Source organism: Comamonas koreensis (genome assembly GCF_021026195.1).
In the GTDB taxonomy this organism is placed as follows: domain Bacteria; phylum Pseudomonadota; class Gammaproteobacteria; order Burkholderiales; family Burkholderiaceae_C; genus Comamonas; species Comamonas koreensis.
Window position 1 is genome coordinate 57,417 of the sequence record NZ_JAJNCT010000034.1, and the last position, 14,606, is coordinate 72,022.

Annotated in this window: 12 protein-coding genes; 9 read left to right on the forward strand and 3 right to left on the reverse strand. The window is 61.6% G+C overall.

Features of this window, described 5'->3' with window-relative positions; all coding sequences use genetic code 11:
* The first annotated feature begins 21 nt into the window (after positions 1–21).
* From LPW39_RS22030 to LPW39_RS22050, 5 genes are all read left to right on the forward strand, one after another.
* Positions 22–2,190 carry a DUF7657 domain-containing protein gene (locus tag LPW39_RS22030; RefSeq protein ID WP_230780532.1) on the forward strand — a complete coding sequence of 723 codons (2,169 nt, stop codon included), beginning with the start codon at positions 22–24 and terminating at the stop codon, positions 2,188–2,190.
* Between the two features lie 607 nt (positions 2,191–2,797).
* Positions 2,798–3,772 (forward strand): glycosyltransferase family 2 protein, encoded by a 975-nt coding sequence (locus LPW39_RS22035; RefSeq protein WP_230780535.1) that lies wholly within the window; start codon positions 2,798–2,800, stop codon positions 3,770–3,772.
* Positions 3,772–4,179 (forward strand): GtrA family protein, encoded by a 408-nt coding sequence (locus LPW39_RS22040; RefSeq protein ID WP_230780538.1) that lies wholly within the window; start codon positions 3,772–3,774, stop codon positions 4,177–4,179. Before LPW39_RS22035 ends, LPW39_RS22040 begins: the two co-directional genes overlap by 1 nt.
* A gap of 78 nt (positions 4,180–4,257) precedes the next feature.
* Positions 4,258–5,265 (forward strand): acyltransferase family protein, encoded by a 1,008-nt coding sequence (locus tag LPW39_RS22045; RefSeq protein ID WP_230780541.1) that lies wholly within the window; start codon positions 4,258–4,260, stop codon positions 5,263–5,265.
* A 20-nt stretch (positions 5,266–5,285) separates the two neighbouring features.
* Positions 5,286–6,068, forward strand: a complete 783-nt coding sequence (locus tag LPW39_RS22050; protein WP_230780544.1) for an HAD-IIB family hydrolase — start codon at positions 5,286–5,288, stop codon at positions 6,066–6,068.
* Between the two features lie 107 nt (positions 6,069–6,175).
* Here the strand turns inward: LPW39_RS22050 and LPW39_RS22055 are convergent, their stop codons facing one another.
* Positions 6,176–6,607, reverse strand: coding sequence for a TonB family protein (locus LPW39_RS22055; RefSeq protein ID WP_230780547.1), 432 nt, complete (start codon positions 6,605–6,607; stop codon positions 6,176–6,178).
* Positions 6,608–6,901: 294 nt separating this feature from the next.
* On the opposite strand from LPW39_RS22055, the gene LPW39_RS22060 reads away from it, so the two are divergent.
* Positions 6,902–8,344: an NAD-dependent succinate-semialdehyde dehydrogenase gene (locus LPW39_RS22060; protein ID WP_407928898.1), complete on the forward strand. Its 1,443-nt coding sequence runs from the start codon at positions 6,902–6,904 to the stop codon at positions 8,342–8,344.
* A gap of 97 nt (positions 8,345–8,441) precedes the next feature.
* Here LPW39_RS22060 and LPW39_RS22065 read toward each other — a convergent pair whose 3' ends face one another.
* Positions 8,442–9,395, reverse strand: coding sequence for a lysylphosphatidylglycerol synthase transmembrane domain-containing protein (locus tag LPW39_RS22065; RefSeq protein ID WP_230780553.1), 954 nt, complete (start codon positions 9,393–9,395; stop codon positions 8,442–8,444).
* 12 nt (positions 9,396–9,407) lie between these two features.
* Positions 9,408–10,445 (reverse strand): glycosyltransferase family 2 protein, encoded by a 1,038-nt coding sequence (locus tag LPW39_RS22070; RefSeq protein WP_230780556.1) that lies wholly within the window; start codon positions 10,443–10,445, stop codon positions 9,408–9,410.
* Between the two features lie 220 nt (positions 10,446–10,665).
* Here LPW39_RS22070 and LPW39_RS22075 point away from each other — a divergent pair, with 220 nt between their 5' ends.
* From LPW39_RS22075 to LPW39_RS22085, 3 genes are read left to right on the forward strand one after another with little or no spacing between them, the layout of a single operon-like run.
* Positions 10,666–12,213 carry an ArnT family glycosyltransferase gene (locus tag LPW39_RS22075; protein WP_230780561.1) on the forward strand — a complete coding sequence of 516 codons (1,548 nt, stop codon included), beginning with the start codon at positions 10,666–10,668 and terminating at the stop codon, positions 12,211–12,213.
* Entirely contained in the window at positions 12,210–13,220 is a 1,011-nt protein-coding gene (locus LPW39_RS22080) for an NAD-dependent epimerase (RefSeq protein ID WP_230780566.1), read from the forward strand. The genes LPW39_RS22075 and LPW39_RS22080 overlap by 4 nt, the downstream gene beginning before the upstream one ends.
* Positions 13,217–14,557, forward strand: coding sequence for a UDP-glucose dehydrogenase family protein (locus LPW39_RS22085; protein WP_230780569.1), 1,341 nt, complete (start codon positions 13,217–13,219; stop codon positions 14,555–14,557). Before LPW39_RS22080 ends, LPW39_RS22085 begins: the two co-directional genes overlap by 4 nt.
* The last annotated feature ends 49 nt before the right edge of the window (positions 14,558–14,606 follow it).

Sequence of the window (14,606 nt, forward strand, 5' to 3'; positions counted from 1 at the left end):
AAAGATCCCAAGGTATTTATAATGCAAAAAATAAGCTGGCGCTGTGCACTCATAGGGATATGGATCATTACTGCCTTGGTATACATAGGCAACACATGGTCTCCCTCATCCTATGCATATCCACTGAGAAACAACTATGCCTACGTAGATATCAAACCGACATTGGGCCAAGCCCGGCCTATCCGAGCAGATGAATGGGGTGTTGTTACCCCCTTGACGCAAGCGACAGTGCGCAACCAATTTGAACGCTACAACAAAACATCGCTTTATCAAGAGGATCTGCGTATCAACTATGGCCTACCGATTGCTGATTGGGGCTTGGCCTTCAAACCTACCATGTGGCTTTATGGACTCGTCAATCCGGCGTATGCATACTCATTTCATTGGTTTGCTGTCTTTACGCTTTTCATTACGGGCTATGCATTTTTATTTACGCGATTTGGGGCCAGCAAAGCGAATGCAATACTACTGTCTTTCGGCCTTTACTTCACCGGATTCAGTCAATTCTGGTGGAATGAAAAAGGGCCGATTTTGGCAATTTTCCCTTGGGTCATCATGCCATTTTTGCTTAATTTGCGCTTACGCTGGCAGCTCATATGGTTTTACTATGCTGCTGTTTTCTGGCTACTGACCAACTTCTATCCACCTGTGCAGATTTCATTAGCATTTGCGGGATTCGTGTTATTAGCGGCCAAACAGCCGCGACTTTTCCAACCACGGACCTTGATGTTGGTACTAGTGGCTGCGGCATTGGCCGCTGGAACGGTGGGGATTTATCTGTACGACTATCTATCTGCCACCAGTGCTACCATCTACCCGGGAAGCCGACACTCTATGGGCGGAGGTGTCGGCGGCCGGTTCGTAATCTCCTGGATTTTTCCATCGATCAATTTCAGTTGGGTATACAACAGCCTTATTGGCCTCAACATTAGCGAAATCGGCACGGTAGGAATGTACTACTACATTGCTGCATTGTTCTTTCTTGATTATAAGAATTTCTCTTTACTGGGGCTGGACAGGGCAAAGCGCCGAGTTCTGCTGGTACTGGTTGCAGGCTTGACGGTTCAGTTGCTATGGATGCTGCTGCCAATCCCATCTGTATTTGGCAAGATATTGCTCTGGGACCATGTAGAGCCCGCACGCATGCAATACGCAAGTGGCGTGTTATTGACAATCATTGTGCTGTATGTAGCTAGCGTCGTGGGGTTGACTTTTTCATTAGGACGGCTACTGCTGCTCTGCACTTTTGTATGCGTAGGCTGGTGGCTCTTCAAGTATCCACTCGGAACGAAGCGGGGCGAAGATTTGTTTATTCTACTGCCGCTGGTGTTGCTTTATTTGTTCGCACGTAAACGAAATGACTTGGCCCACGAAGGGCTTGCATTAGCCTCATTGATTTTCGGAGCGGTCCTTTTTGGACGGTTTAACCCGTTGCAGTCAGCTTGGCCAATATTTAACCTACCACCCAACGAAGTGGTTAAATATCTACAAGATCAAGAAGAGAAAAATAATGGAGTTCTCGTGTTTCCCCACTTGCATGCAGCTACTGCCAATGGACTGGGATTTCGCGCTCTCAGTCATACCAATGCAGTACCACCTATGGCATTTTGGAACCGCCATTTCCCTGACACACCTACCAATGAACGCAATGCGATCTTCAATCGCTACGCGCATGTCGTCCCCGACTTGATGCCCCGGCCTCGCCTTCAGCAGACAGATGCTGTGCAGGTGCCAATGGATCGTTTTGTCAATGTAGCGCATGCTAATGTGGTGACGCACTTTCCCGACAATCTCTCCCAGGAGGGCGGTTTCGAGGTGAGCGCCCGTTACAAGGATGCGTTGGTTCTTCATGGTTGGGCCGGCTGGACAAGTGCACCAGAAGGACATGGTTTGGAGGTCGTCACCTATCCCCCCACTATCGGAACTGTGCAGTTTACACCGATGGTACGGGCCGATCTGCCTTTGAATACCCAGCAAAGAATATCGGCGTTAAATGGCTTTAAGGTCATGATTCCGCATGCAGAAAATGCCCCTCTGCAGTGCATAAGCCTGGTATCTTTGGACGCGCAAAGCGGTGAGCGACGGCTGCTTAACAACCCTGCGGAAGTCCCCACCTGCCCATCCACCTCGTTGCGCGGCTCAATTCCCAGTACCCCTTTGGGGAACCCTCCTCAGGATTTTGCACGGTGATTTATACGCAATCCAAGGCCTTCGACGGAGCTGCCTACCTCAGCAGCCGTCGAATCCCAGACAACTATTCCGCCGCGAGAAACGCTGTGCTTTTGCGTTCAAGCGAGAAATCCCTTTGGGAGGCCGCTAGGACCCCCTCGGGGAAGTTTGCCGCCGTCGCCAACTTACACCAACACCTCACCAACCTTTACCATCGCCACCAATCAACTCTTAAATATCGTGAGGTAGTGACGAATAGATCGGCACCTCCTGCCGAAAATCTAGTCTTCGGTATTGAGATGCCGTCCTCCGATGGGCCAGCTGCGTTGGAATCTGGTGCACTCAATGGACGCGGTCGTCGGGAGAGTAGCAAATCGCGGTTCACATTTGGCTTTTGTAGCGTGCTTCATCTTTTCTCCATATGTGCTGCTGCAATTGATCAAGAGCAGGGCTTTGCCTCGTGGCTACGGCAGCCAATTGCGGTCCTGTTGGCTACTACCACCCTACCATCCTCATGTCACCGGCGACGTAAGTCGTCGTCGAGGGGCAGCTTAAAGGTATGCCGCGCTCCCAACGCAATTACAGGCACAATTCGGCAGCCTCTTGAATGTTAAAAAATAACTCCGACATGACCGAGAACCCATCCAACCTCTACCGCAACCAGCGCATCGCCGTCATCCTCCCCTGCCACAACGAAGAGCTGACCGTACGCCCCGTGGTGGAAGGCTTTCGGCAGGCGTTGCCCGAGGCGGAGATCTATATCTTCAACAACCTCTCGACGGACCACACTGCCGAGATTGCCCTTGAAGTAGGCGCGCATCTGCGCAATGTCAATCTAAAGGGCAAAGGCAATGTGGTGCGCCGCATGTTTGCCGATGTGGATGCCGATATCTACGTGATGGCCGACGGCGACGCGACCTACCACGCGCCATCAGCACGCAAGCTCATCGACATGCTGATTGACCAACAGCTGGACATGGTGGTGGGCGCGCGCGTGGAGGCCGAACCCGCACCCGGCGACACAGGTATCACCTACCGCCCCGGCCATCGCTGGGGCAATAAGCTGTTGACGGGTACGGTACAGCAGATTTTTGGCGGCAGTTTCCGTGACATGCTCTCGGGCTACCGGGTGTTCTCGCGGCGCTATGTCAAATCCTTCCCTGCGCATTCGCAGGGCTTCGAGATCGAGACAGAGCTCAATGTCCATGCGCTGGAGTTGCGCATGCCTTGCACGGAAGTCGATACGCCTTATGGTGCGCGCCCCGAGGGCTCCGCCAGCAAGCTGTCCACCTACCGCGACGGCTGGCGCATCCTCAAGACCATTGGCCGCCTGGTAGTCAGCGAGAAGCCCCTGCAGTTCTTCGGCTGGCTGGGCGCTGCGCTGGCACTGATCGCCATTACACTGGCCGTTCCCATATTGATGGAGTACGGCCACACGGGCATGGTGCGACGCTTTCCCACCTTGGGTTTGGTAACCGCCATGATGGTTTGCGGAGGCGTGTCCTTTGTCACCGGCCTGATCCTGCAAGCCATCACACTGACACGGCGCGAGATCAAGCAGTTTGCCTATCTGGCATCTGTAGCCAATACACCGAGCAAGTGATGGGTTTCAAGATCAAGCGCTCGGTGCTGTGGTTTCTGATCGCAGGTTCGCTCGCTTTTGTTGTCGATGTTGCGGTACTGACCTTGCTGCGCGATGCCCTCGGTGTATATGCCGCACGGGCTGTTTCGTTCTGGCTGGCGGCCACCACCACCTGGCTGATCAACCGCAATATCTCCTTTGCCGGCCGCAGCGCCAGCGGCAGCTTGCTGACAGAGTACCTGCGTTATCTGGGGCTGATGCTGGGCGGGGGCGCAGTCAACTTGGCGGTGTACTCGTTGCTGGCCTGGATCTTTCCCCAAGGCCCACTGTGGCTGATGCTGTATGTAGCAGCCGGTACCCTGGTCGCGATGACGGTGAACTACCTCAGCATGACCCGGTTGCTGTACCGCCAACGCAGCCAACACTGAGCTTACCCAGTTGGCTATGGCTTGCACCGAATGCATCTTGCCAGCACATGCAAGACAAATTCTTAGACTGAAGCACGCATGAAACCGCAGCGCCTGCACCAGGCCAATAATTTTGACGCACTGCGCTTGGCGGCTGCCTTGGCCGTGCTGTTCAGCCACCAGTACCCGGTGACGGGGACCAAACCGCCTGAATGGATGAATGTGGCCATGGTAGGTGGTGTCGCCGTGATGGCTTTCTTTGTTATCAGCGGCTACCTAGTGACGCTCAGCTGGTTTTCGCAGCCACGCTTGTGGGTGTTTTGTGCCAAGCGCGCGCTGCGCATCTGGCCTGCCTTGGCGGTGGTCGTGCTGCTGGCCATATTTCTGCTGGGTCCAAGCCTGACAACACTGCCTCTGAGCGATTACTTCAACCACCCCATCACCTGGGACTATCTGCACAACCTGCTGCTGCAGATTCGCTGGAGCCTGCCTGGGGTTTTTGAGAACAATGCCTTGCCCCATACGGTCAACGGATCGTTGTGGACCATTCCCATGGAAGTGAGCTGCTATGCCGTACTGGCTGCAGCCGGAACTTTGGGCTTGTTGCGCTGGCATTGGGTATGGGCATGCTGTTGCCTAGGCTACCTGCTGTGGTTCCTCACCCAGATGACCATGGACCTGCGGGGCGTCATGACCCACTGGTGGGAGTTTCCTGCCTATTTTGTATTTGGGTCGCTGATCGCTACGCTCAACGACGGGTTTCTGCGCCACCGCCTGGCCTGCTGCGCTGCGGCCTGTGTGGCCGGCGGGCTGCTGTGGGCCTGCGGCTTTAGCTATTCGGCATTGCTGCTGTTTCTGCCCGCCGTTCTGGTGGGGGTGGGAACGCTGTCCTGGCCAGTGCTTCGCCAGGCAGGCGGCTGGGGTGATGTATCGTACGGGGTTTATCTATATGCCTTCCCGATCCAGCAGACGGTTCGCCATCTCTGGCCCGACTTGGGTTTTGCCAGCAGTCTGGCACTGGTGGCCACGCTGACCTTGCTGGCCGGCTGGCTATCCTGGCAGTTGGTAGAGGCACCCACCCTGCGCCTCAAACGTTTTTTACGCTGATCTCTCGCTGTTCCCTCTCTATGCTTGCTTTGAACCAATGGCTGCCGACCGCCCCCATCCTCGGCCTGCTGACCGATATCGACGACACCCTGACCACAGAGGGCAGCGTCCCTGACAACGTGGTGCAGGCCATCGCTGCCCTCAAGGCCAAGGGCCTGGCCGTGGTCCCCATCACCGGCCGGCCGGTGGGCTGGAGCGAGCCCTTTGCCGCTGCCTGGCCGGTGGATGCCATCGTGGCCGAGAACGGTGCCGTGGCGCTACGCCGCAATGCCAGCGGCGGACTGGACAAGCTCTACCAGCAGGACGAGGCCACGCGCATCGCCAACTTTGCCAAGATGCAGGCGGTGCTGACGCAGATCGAGCAGACGGTGCCGGGCGCCCAGCGCGCCACCGATTCGGCCGGGCGCGAATGCGATATCGCTGTGGACCACAGCGAGTTCACGCAGATGCCGCAGGCTGATATCGACCGCTGTGTGGCGCTGATGCAGGCGGCTGGCATGAACGCCACCGTCAGCTCCATCCACATCAATGGCTGGTTTGGCGGGCACAACAAGCTCGAAGGCGCACGCTGGATCGTCAAGACCTTGTTCGGTCGCGACCTGGACGCGGAAATCGGCCAGTGGTGCTATATCGGCGATTCCACCAATGACCAGCTGATGTTCCAGCATTTCGACAACAGCTTTGGCGTGGCCAACATCGAGCGCTTTGTGCCCCAGCTGCAGCACCTGCCGCGCTATGTGACGCGCGGCGAGCGCGGCGCTGGCTTTATCGAGCTGGCCGAACGCATCTGCGCGCTGAAGTAAGCGCTGGGGCGGCGAACCGGCCGCCCCTGCACGGCAAAAACGCCCGCGGCACCTGAGGTGCAACGGGCGTTTTGTCATGCGGAAGGCGTGGAAGCGCTATGTCTGCATCAAGGCTTGAAGTCGAACTGCTGCTGCAGGATGACCTTCATGGGCTGGTTGTTCTTCATCGCGGGGCGGTACTTCCACAGGCGCACCGCGCGCTCCACCTCGGTGGCCATATCACGGGAGGTGGTGGTCAGCGTCTTCACATCGCTGACGGCACCGTCGGTGTTGACGACGAACTGCACGCGCACGCTGGCCGGTTGAGGCTGGGCACCAGCCGGGTAAGGAAAGCGTGGCGATGCGCCGGTCAGCAGCTGGGGCGCCGTGTCGCAGGCATTGTCGGCGCAGCCGGCTGCAGCGGGGGCTGCAGTGGCGGCTGGGGCCGTGGTCGCAGCAGCGCCAGCATCAGGCGTTGGAGCCGGCCCATTGGTGGCGCAACCTGCCAGCAGTGCGGCAAGAACGGTGACAACGGCAGAACTGGTACGGATCAATGGCATGGTCTGAAGCTTCCAAAAGTCTCATGGTGGTGCGGTCCAGGCCAACCTGGCGTGCACAGGGCGCGGCGCAACAACGGTGCCCGCGCAGCAAACCCCATGTTTTACCACGGGCCTGCGGCTCTAATGTGGAGAAATCGGGTACATGCCCGCCCCAGCATGTCGAAATTGCCGTGCGTGACTACGCGTACTGGCACTAGCGGTTAGGATTTACAGCTGTTCGCCCGCAGCCGTGCCCCGGCTGCCCGCGACGGCCCGACCACTGGATACCTCCAAGACACGCAAGGAAAAATGGCAATGACCACTGCATATCCGGATACCCGACTGCTGATCAACAACGAATGGCAAGATGCCTCCGATGGCAAGACCATCGATGTGGTCAACCCCGCCACCGGCAAACCCATCGGCAAGGTTGCTCATGCCACCAAGAAAGACATGGACCGTGCATTGGAAGCCGCTCAGGCGGGTTTCCTGGTCTGGCGTGCAACCCCTGCCATCGAGCGCGCCAACACCATGCGCCGTGCTGCTGCGCTGCTGCGTGAGCGTGCCGAGCAAATTGGCCGCCTGCTGACCCAGGAGCAAGGCAAGCCTTTTGCCGAAGCCAAGGGCGAGGTGCTGGCCGGTGCCGGCATCATCGAATGGTTTGCCGATGAAGGCCTGCGCGTCTACGGCCGCATCGTGCCCGCCCGCGTGCCCAATGTGCAGCAGCTGGTGATCAAGGAGCCGGTCGGCCCCATCGCCGCGTTCACGCCCTGGAACTTCCCGGTCAACCAGGTGGTGCGCAAGCTAGGCGCCGCACTGGGCACCGGTTGCTCCTTCCTGTTGAAGGCGCCTGAAGAAACCCCCGCATCCCCTGCCGCGCTGCTGCAGTGCTTTGTCGATGCCGGCCTGCCCAAGGGCGTGCTGGGCCTGCTGTTCGGCTCGCCCGCCGAGATCTCCGAGTACCTGATCCCCCACCCGATCATCCGCAAGGTGACCTTCACCGGCTCCACCGCCGTGGGCAAGCAGCTGGCCGCACTGGCTGGCGCCCACATGAAGCGCGTGACGATGGAGCTGGGCGGCCACGCACCGGTGATCGTTGCAGAAGACGCCGATGTGGAACTGGCCGTCAAGGCCACCGCTGCCGCCAAGTTCCGCAATGCCGGCCAGGTCTGCATCTCGCCCACCCGCTTCTTGGTGCATGCCGATGTGAAGGACGCCTTTGTCAGCGCCTTCGTCAAGCACGCCGAAAGCCTGAAGCTGGGTGATGGCCTGACGGACGGCACCACCCTGGGCCCCCTGGCCAATGCCCGCCGCCTGACCGCCATGGCCCAGGTCGTCGAAGACGCCGCCGCCAAGGGTGCCAAGGTCGCCACCGGTGGCGCACGCGTGGGCAGCGAAGGCAACTTCTTCGCCCCCACCATCCTGGCCGATGTGCCGATGAACGCCTCGGTGTTCAACGATGAGCCTTTTGGCCCGATCGCCGCGATCCGCACCTTTGAAAAGCTCGAAGACGCGATCACCGAAGCCAACCGCCTGCCTTTCGGCCTGGCTGCCTACGCCTACACCCGTTCGTACAAGAACGTGCAGCTGCTGTCGAACCAGATCGAAGCGGGCATGGTCTGGATCAACCAGGCGGCCACGCCAACGGCCGAGTTCCCCTTCGGCGGCGTGAAGGACTCCGGCTACGGCAGCGAAGGCGGCCCGGAAGCCATGGAGGCTTACCTGAACTCCAAGGCAGTGTCGATCACCGCCGTGTAAAAACTGCCCAAGGGCCTGTGCGCAGGCCTTGGACACAAAAAAAGCAAGTCTGCGGACTTGCTTTTTTCTTGGGCGCAACCCTCAGGCCGCAGCAGATTCAGGAGGCTGCATCGGCCTCGCGTTCGCGCCGGCTCGGCAGGCCAAAGGCGATCGCGCCCAAGGCCCCCTGCACCAACGCATATACGCCGTAGATCAGCCCCACGCCCACCGCCAAGGCCGCCGGCACGCCAAAGGGCGCCAACGCCGCCGCACTGGCCGCTTCACGCGTGCCCCAGCCGCCCACGCTGACGGGCAAGGCCGCCATCAGAAAAATGGGGGCCATCGCAAAGGCCCAGGCGGCCAGGTCCAGATGGATGCCCAGCGCCAGCCCACCCAGCGCCAGGGCTGCGGCGGACAGCAGCTGCACCAGTGCAGAAGAGCCAGCTTGCACCAGCATCTGGCGATTGAAGTCCGGCCGCGCAGCGGCCTGCAGCAAGGGCTGCAACCAGCCCGGCAGGCTGGCCGCCTGGCGCTGGCCCAGCCACCACAGCAGCAGCCAGGGCAAAGCAATCCAGACGGCGGTGCCCAGCAGCATCAAAACCTGCAGCGCTGCTGGAGAGATTCGCAGCACAGGCGCCAAGGCGCTGGCGGACAGCACCGCGCCGATTGCGCCAATGGCGCAGAGCATCCACAGGCCGCTAAAGCGGTCGAGCAGCACCGACAGCGAGGCAGCGGCCTTGCCCTGCCCACTGCGCTGCAGCACCACGGCGCGGTAGACATCGCCGCCCACCACCGCGCCGGGCAGCAAGGCATTGAGGCCAATCGCCTGAAAATACCAGCGCAGCGCATCGGGCCAGCGCATCGGTGCGCCCAGCCACTGCGCCAGTGCACGCCAGCGCCAAGCAGACACCACGTTCGACGCGATGGCTGCCGCCAGCCCCGCCAGCAGCCAGCGCCCGTCAGCGGCACGCAAGCGGGCCCAGAGGGCGGCAGGGTCGGCAAAATAGGCCACGGCGCCCAGCAAAGCGGCGCCACACAAGGCCTTGATGCAGGCTTTTTGTGTACGGTTCACACCAGGCGGCGCTTAAAGACTCGAAGCGGCAGCGGGCTGCACAGCCTGCTCGCGCGCTGCATGGGCGTCCAGGCGCACCATGCGGGGGGTGCCGCCGGTCTCGTCGATCACATAGTCGTCCGCATAGTACTGGCGGCCACCGCCCGACTCGTAGTAGATGCGGGTCAGCAGCTCACCGATCAGGCCGGCGGCGACAAAGGTCATGCCCATCAGCACCAGCATCACGCCGATGATCAGCAAGGGCCGGCCGCCAATGCTCTCACCCATCAGCTTGACGATGAACAGGTAGGCCAGGATCAGAAAGCCGGGGGTGGCCAGCCACAGGCCCAGGCCGCCAAAGGCATGCAGCGGGCGCTGGCGGTAGCGCATCAGGAAGACCATCAGGATCAAATCCAGAATCACGCGGAAGGTGCGGTCAATGCCGTACTTGGAGACACCCGCCGTGCGTGCGTGGTGGCGCACAGGTACTTCGGTGATGCGGGCACCGGCATCGCGCGCCAGCGAGGGGATGAAGCGGTGCAGCTCGCCATAGAGGTGCACGCGGTCGATGATGTGGCGGCGGTAGGCCTTGAGCGCGCAGCCATAGTCGTGCAGCTGCACGCCGGTGGCGTTGGAGATCAAACGGTTGGCAATCTTGGACGGCAGCTTGCGCGAGATCGCGGCATCCTGGCGGTCCTTGCGCCAGCCGGAGACCATATCGACGCTCGGGTCGGTCTCCAGGCGGTTGAGCAGCAGAGGAATGTCGTCGGGCTCGTTTTGCAGGTCGGCGTCCAGGGTCACCACATAGCGGCCCTGCACCCGGTCAAAACCGGCTTGCAGCGCACTGGACTGGCCATAGTTGCGCGCGAGGATGACTGGGCGCAGCCAGGGCCGCGTGGCAGCCAACTCCAGCAGGCGCTTGGCGCTGTCGTCCTTGGAGCCATCGTCGACGGCAATCAGCTCATAGCTCAGCGGCTGCGAGCGCATGGCCGCGTCAATCCGGTCGACCAGGGCGATCAGATTGTCGAACTCGTTGTAGATAGGGACGACGATGGAAACAGCAGGGGACATAAAAGGCACATTGCAAAAAGCCGCTCAGACAGGCGGCTGGGCCGGTACCGGAAACGGTGTGCGGCGCAGCCCAACCGGGGTGGGCGACTCTTCTGGCATTGGTAAAACAGCGGTCGCCTATACTACCTGATCCGCTTTTTCCTCTGCTGCTGATGCGACAGGCTGGTGCCGCGCCTTGGGGCTGCGGGCCCTGTATGCACCAGCATTTCGTGTTTCTGCCATGACCTCTGCGTCCCCCTCCCCCGCCAAAGATTGGCAGTCCCAGCTCTACCGCCACCCGCTGGCCTGGGTGCTGCTGCTGGCCTGTGCGCATGTCATCTCGCGCGTGGCCATATCGGACGGCATGAAATGGGACGAGTCCGAACAAATCCTCTGGTCCCAGCAGTTCCTGCTGGGCTACGGCGCCCAGCCGCCCGCCTACAGCTGGCTGCAATGGCTGGTGGGCCAGCTGCTGGGCCCCACGGTGCTGTCGCTGTCGCTGGTCAAGCACAGCCTGATCGTGCTCACCTATGTGCTGGCCTGGCAAACCGGCCGCGCGTTGCTGCCGGCCAAGGGCGCCTTCTGGGTCGCTGGCGGCCTGCTGCTGATGCTGCCGTTTGGCTGGGACAGCGTGCGCGACCAGACCCACACCATTCTGGTAACCGCGATGACCTTTGGCGCCTGGTGGATGGCCTTGCGCCAGGTGCGCGCACCGGCGCTGGTCAACTTTGTCGGCCTGGGCATCTTCTGCGGCGTGGGCATGCTGGCCAAGTACAGCTTTGCGATGCTGATCGGCGTGTTTGCCGTGGCCGCCTTCAGCGTGCCCCAGGTGCGCCGCGCGCTGCTGGGCCGGGGCTGGTGGCTGGCGCCCTTGATTGGCCTGCTGATCTTTGCCCCGCACGGCTACTGGCTGCTGCACCACTGGCGTGAGGCCACGACCGAGACCATCAACAAGATGGACATCTCCACCCAGGTGTCCCACCTCAAGGGCCTGGGCGCCTTGGCGGCCGCCGTGTTCTCGACGCTGGGGCTGTGGCTGCTGGTCAGCCTGGCCAGCTACCGCAGCCGTTTGTGGAAAGCCGATGCGGCACCATCCCCCGCTGCAGATGCGGCCCTGCCGGAATGGCGGGTCTGGGCCTGGCCGCTGCTGTGGCGCTACCTGGCGCTGGTGTTTGCCATCCTGGTGGGCATGGTGCTGGTGGGCGATGTCAGCAGCTTCAAGCAGCGCTGGGTGCTGCCGCTGACGGCTGTGGCGCCGCTGGCCTTGTATGTATGGCGCCCACGCCTGCTGGCCGATGGCGTGGGCCGGGGCTACACCACCACGGTGCTGGTGTTTGCGCTGATTTTCCTGACCCTGGCAACGGTACGCCCCTGGCAGTCCAACCTGCGCAAGGATCCGGACGAGCTCAACCACCCCGTCGCGCAGCTGAGCGCGTCGCTGGCTGCTGCTGGCTACGACGGCCAAGGCGTCATCGTCGGCTCGGACAACATGGTCGCGGCGATGCTGCGCTCGCGCAACCCCCGGGCCTATGCGACGGCCTGCACGGCCGAGTTTGGCCGCATGGCCGACTGCCTCGCTCAGGCCCGCGCCAAGGCCGCGCAAACCGGCAGCGGCCTGCTGTACATTGCCCGCATGGACAAGGCCACGCCTGCCTGGTGGGAGCCGGTGCTGGCCACGGCGCCCGGCGCCGCCATCCAAGATCTGACCCTTCCGTTTTCCCATATGCGTGCCAGCACGCCGCCCATGCACTACCAGTTTGTGTGGCTGCCCGCACCCATCACACCATGAAACCTGTTCTCGTCACCGGCGCTGCCGGCTTTATCGGCATGCACTGCGCCTTGCGCCTGTTGGAGCGGGGCCTGCCCGTTGTCGGCATCGACAACCTCAACAGCTACTACGACGTCGCGCTCAAGCAGGCCCGGCTCGCGCAGCTGCAAAGCCATCCCCACTTCCGCTTCATCCAGCTCGATCTGGCCGACCGCGCCGGCATGGCCGCGCTGTTTGATGAAGTGCAGCCCCAACGCGTGCTGCACCTGGCCGCCCAGGCCGGGGTGCGCTACTCCATCGACCAGCCCAACGACTACACGGATTCGAACCTGCTGGGCTTTGGCCATGTGCTGCAGGGCTGCCGCAAGCACCAGGTGGCGCACCTGGTCTATGCGAGCAGCTCCAGCGTCTACGGCGGCAATGCCAAGATGCCTTATGCAGAGAGCGATGCGGTCGACCACCCGATCAGCTACTACGCGGCCACCAAGAAGGCCAACGAGCTGATGGCGCACACCTACTCGCACCTCTACCAGATGCCCACCACCGGGCTGCGCTTTTTCACGGTCTACGGGCCCTGGGGCCGGCCGGACATGGCCTTGTTCAAGTTCACCAAGGCTATGCTGGCGGGCGAGACCATCGACGTCTATGGCAATGGCCAGCTGGTGCGCGATTTCACCTTCATCGACGACATCGTCGAAGGCATTCTGCGTGTGCTGGACAAACCCGCCACGCCCGATGCCAGCTATGATCCTCTGCAGCCCAACCCGGGCACCAGCACCGCGCCCTACCGCATCTTCAACATCGGCAACAGCCAGCCCACCGTGCTGATGGACTACATCGCCGCGTTGGAATCCGCGCTGGGCATGCAGGCCCATAAGCGCATGCTGCCCATCCAGCCGGGCGACATGCACAGCACCTCGGCCGACACCCGGGCCTTGCAGGCCTGGGTGCAGTTCGCCCCTTCTTTCACTGTCACAGACGGAATCCAGCGCTTTGTCGACTGGTACCGCTCGTTCTACCGCGTATGAAAGTCACTGTTTTTGGAACCGGCTATGTCGGTCTTGTTCAAGGTGCCGTGCTGGCCGATGTCGGCCACCAGGTGCTGTGTGTCGATGTGGATGCGGCCAAGGTCGCCGCACTGCAGGCCGGCCAGATCCCCATCCATGAGCCGGGCCTGGACAAGCTCGTCACCAGCAACCATGCCAATGGCCGGCTGCGCTTTACCACCGATGCGGCGCTGGGCGTCAGCCACAGTGAGGTGATCTTCCTGGCCGTGGGCACGCCCCCTGATGAGGACGGCAGCGCCGACCTGCAGTACGTGCTGGCCGTGGCCCGCACCATTGCCCAGCACATGGATGGCCCGCGCATCGTCATCAACAAATCCACCGTGCCGGTAGGCACGGCCGACAAGGTGCGCGCCGTGATCGCCGAGGGCCTGGCCGCACGCGGCGCCAGCTACGGCTTCGATGTGGTCTCCAACCCGGAATTCCTCAAGGAAGGCGCCGCCGTGGCCGACTGCCAGCGGCCCGACCGCATCATCATCGGCACCAGCAACCCCACATCAGAGGCGCGGCTGCGCGAGCTGTATGCGCCCTTCAACCGCAACCACGACAAGATCGTGGTGATGGATGTGCGCAGTGCCGAGCTGACCAAGTACGCCGCCAACGCGATGCTGGCCACCAAGATCAGCTTCATGAACGAGATCGCCAACCTGGCCGAACGCCTGGGCGCCAATGTGGAAGCGGTGCGCCGCGGCATCGGCAGCGATCCGCGCATTGGCTACCACTTCATCTACCCCGGTGTGGGTTATGGCGGCAGCTGCTTCCCCAAGGATGTGAAGGCCCTGGTGCGCACCGCCGAGGAAATCGGCTTCGACCCCTTGCTGCTCAACGCCGTCGAGGCCCGCAATGCCGCCCAGCGCCATGTGCTGTTCGAGCGAATCAGCGCCTTCTACGGTGGCCAATTGCAGGGCAAGACGGTTGCGCTGTGGGGCCTGGCCTTCAAGCCCAACACCGATGACATGCGCGAGGCGCCCAGCCGCACCCTGCTGGAATCGCTGTGGGCCGCAGGCGCCCGTGTGCAGGCCTATGACCCCGTCGCGATGCAGGAGGCCCAGCGCATCTATGGCGCGCGCAGCGACCTGGTGCTGGCCGCCGACCCCGAGGCCACCTTGCAAGGCGCCGACTGCCTGGCCATCGTCACCGAGTGGCAGATCTTCCGCGCGCCCGATTTTGGCCAACTGGCCCAGCGCCTGCGCGACCGCATGATTTTTGATGGCCGCAACCTCTATGACCCGGCCTTGGTAGCCGGTTATGGCCTGGGCTATGTGTCCATCGGCCGCCAGCCAGTGCCGCGCAGCGAATAAGGCGCCCGCTGGTCAGCCCAAAAAAAAGCGAGTCCTAGCACTCGCTTTT